Source organism: Candidatus Thermoplasmatota archaeon (assembly GCA_030018475.1).
In the GTDB taxonomy this organism is placed as follows: Archaea; Thermoplasmatota; JASEFT01; order JASEFT01; family JASEFT01; genus JASEFT01.
Window position 1 is genome coordinate 1 of the sequence record JASEFT010000085.1, and the last position, 2,685, is coordinate 2,685.

At 38.7% G+C, this 2,685-nt stretch carries 4 protein-coding genes; all 4 read left to right on the top strand.

Annotated features, from left to right (window positions below):
* Positions 1-280 (top strand): SPASM domain-containing protein (locus QMD21_07495; protein ID MDI6856606.1); only part of this gene is annotated, 280 nt, incomplete at its 5' end.
* A gap of 155 nt (positions 281-435) precedes the next feature.
* The gene (locus tag QMD21_07500; protein ID MDI6856607.1) at positions 436-1,335 is read left to right on the top strand and encodes an ABC transporter ATP-binding protein; all 900 of its coding nucleotides are present in this window, start codon (positions 436-438) and stop codon (positions 1,333-1,335) included.
* Between the two features lie 6 nt (positions 1,336-1,341).
* The gene (locus QMD21_07505; GenBank protein ID MDI6856608.1) at positions 1,342-1,941 is read left to right on the top strand and encodes an ABC transporter permease; all 600 of its coding nucleotides are present in this window, start codon (positions 1,342-1,344) and stop codon (positions 1,939-1,941) included.
* A 392-nt stretch (positions 1,942-2,333) separates the two neighbouring features.
* Positions 2,334-2,678, top strand: a complete 345-nt coding sequence (locus QMD21_07510; protein MDI6856609.1) for a helix-turn-helix transcriptional regulator — start codon at positions 2,334-2,336, stop codon at positions 2,676-2,678.
* The last annotated feature ends 7 nt before the right edge of the window (positions 2,679-2,685 follow it).

The following is a 2,685-nucleotide window of genomic DNA, read 5'->3' on the forward strand; positions in this document are numbered from 1 at the left end:
CAAAATGGGTAACCTGAAGAGACAACGACTTGAGGAAATATGGACATCCAATGAATTCAAGCTTTTCCGAAAAAAATTCGTTAACGCGTGGAAGCTTCTAGAAAGAAAAGTGCCTTGTAGTGCATGCATATGTAAAGATGATTGTTATGGCATTTGTCCTGCTATGGCGTTTCAAAAAGCCGGAAATATGGTCATTCCAGGAGACTTGTGTTGCAGACTCTACAAAGAAGAGAGGTACAGATGGATAATCACCGAAGGATGGTCAAGCAAGGACTCATAGATCAGAATGATAAATGAAGTGCAATGTTCTGGCGCTTGTTGTCATTAGTGCCATTGCGAATAAGGAACACTGCAGAATAATGACTGAAGGTTTCCACCCTTGTAGCTCACTTTATATTTTACAATTCAGGAATATGCATTCAAGAGGAGCTTAGTTTGATAAGTACTCAAAAGTTAGTTAAAATCTATGAGGGCAATATTGTTGCGCTTGACAATATCAGTTTTAATATCGATCGTAAATGTAGCTTGATGGTCGCTGGTCCTAATGGTGCTGGTAAAACCACATTGCTTAGAATTCTGTCGACTGCTCTCTTACCTACATCGGGAGATGTTTTCGTTCTCGGATTCGATGTTGTTAAGCAAGCTAACGAAATCAGAAAAAGAGTTGCAATTGTGCCGCAAGATTCTTATCCAGATCCATATCTAACGCCGGAGCAATTTGTGTCTTGGTATTTAGTAGCGCGTGGCATGTCAATTAATGAAAGTAGAAAGCAAGCAAAATATGCATTGGAGCTTTTACGACTAGAACATGTTAGAAAAAGGAAATGCCTCACACTTAGCAGTGGTGAAAAGAAAAGGGTTATAGTAGCCGCAATTATGGCTACAAATGCCGAACTTCTAATTTTAGACGAACCTACAGCTGGTTTAGATCCTATGGGGAGAAGAGCCGTTTATGACATAATTAATAAGTTTAGCACAGATCATGGCATCATCATGAGCACTCATTTAATAAGCGAAGCTGAAACAGTTGCTGAAAAAGTACTTATAATCAACAAAGGTCGGATTTTAGCCTTGGACTCTGTTAAAGAACTATTGCGCAAAGTTGGACTCTATAAATATAGAGTCTTTATCGGGGAAGTGAGTAAAGATCTCGAAACTTATCTGGAGAATATGGATGTCAAATTCCTTTACGAAAGCGGAAGAATTACGATTTACATAAGAAGTTCTGAAGAACTTCAGCATTTAATATCCGAGCTTTCTAAGTTGAGAGTAAAATTTACTATTAAAGGAGTAACCCTAGAAGATGTTTTCATAGAACTCATGTCTAATCGGTGATGAAAGATGAAGCTTCTTAGAGTCCTTAGTGTCATGAGAATTTACAGTTCTTGGTTTTTAGCCAGCAAGCTTTGGATAGTCAACCAGCTCATAATACCATTTTCAATGTACATAATATTTGCACTTGTTATAGGTAAAGGTTTTGAAATCTACGCTTTGATAGGCGCCACAGTAACTTTGTCGTGGAATGCTGGTGCAAATGCTGTTTCGCAACAACTGTTTTTTCACAAACACTACTACAGAATTAAAGACATATTCGTTGTAAGTCCTTTACATCCATTAGAGTATGCTTTAGGATGCGGCATTGGAGCCTTATTGAATGCCGCCTTGCCCGCAATACCAGTGTTTGTAATGATGGCGATATATGTAGGTGAGTTGATAGTTCATGCTTTCACAGTGTTTATACTATCTTGGTTTTTAGGCACTCTTTTTGGATTCTGGTTAGGTAACTTTGCCAGAGATCCTGCCAAACTTAGTGCTATTGCTAACATCCTCTACAATCTTCTCATAATGCTGCCACCAGTGTACTATCCGGTCAGCGTACTTCCAAAATGGGCTACGTACCCGCCTTACTGGTGCCCACCGCCTCATTATCTCATCTATTAAGCTATCAATTCGCCCTAAACCAGAGCCCGCACATCATCGCACCAGCATCCATATTGTTTCTATATTCTTTGATTTTCATGTCACTGGTAATTAAATACACTAGGTGGTCTGAAAAATGAAGACTCTCTTTTCAATCTTTATCGTTATTCACGCAAGCGCAGCGCGCGCATAATAAGAGTGCAAGACAAGGCGATTCATATCGCCTTGTCTTTTATAAAAAGCAAGGGCTAGAGAGAAACTTATTTCTTTTCCGGTGAACCATTGATTTGGGCAAATACGCTCTCTTGAAATTAAATAACTTTATCCTAGGGGAGAGAAATTTAAAGAACGTATTAGAAGTGAATACCTCTTGACATCACTTTTTGCCAATGCTAACATCGGTAGAAAGCGATATGACGTTTGGTAAAAAATTAAGAAAATTAAGGGAAGCAAAGGGTTTAACTCAGCAACAATTGGCTGAGAAGCTTGGTTATGTAACTAATAGCTATGTTTCTGATGTTGAGAGTGGAAGGTTTATTCCTTCTAAGGAGAAGCTGAGAAAGATTGCTAAGGCTTTAGGCGTTCCATTCAGGCAATTGGATGGCCTTTTGATGGAGTCTAAACTTGAGCAGTTAGGGATAAAGGAAGCAGAATTAATCAGCCTTTTCAAGGATATTCCAAGCTTGCCAGAGAAAGATAAAAGGGCTATAATTAATGCTTACCTTTCCATTAAGGAAAGGAAGAAAAAGAAATCATGAGATGGCT

Coding starts and splice junctions, on each gene's coding strand:
- QMD21_07505 (MDI6856608.1), top strand. CDS start 1,342: ATGAAGCTTCTTAGAGTCCTTAGTGTCATGAGAATTTACAGTTCTTGG.
- QMD21_07510 (MDI6856609.1), top strand. CDS start 2,334: ATGACGTTTGGTAAAAAATTAAGAAAATTAAGGGAAGCAAAGGGTTTA.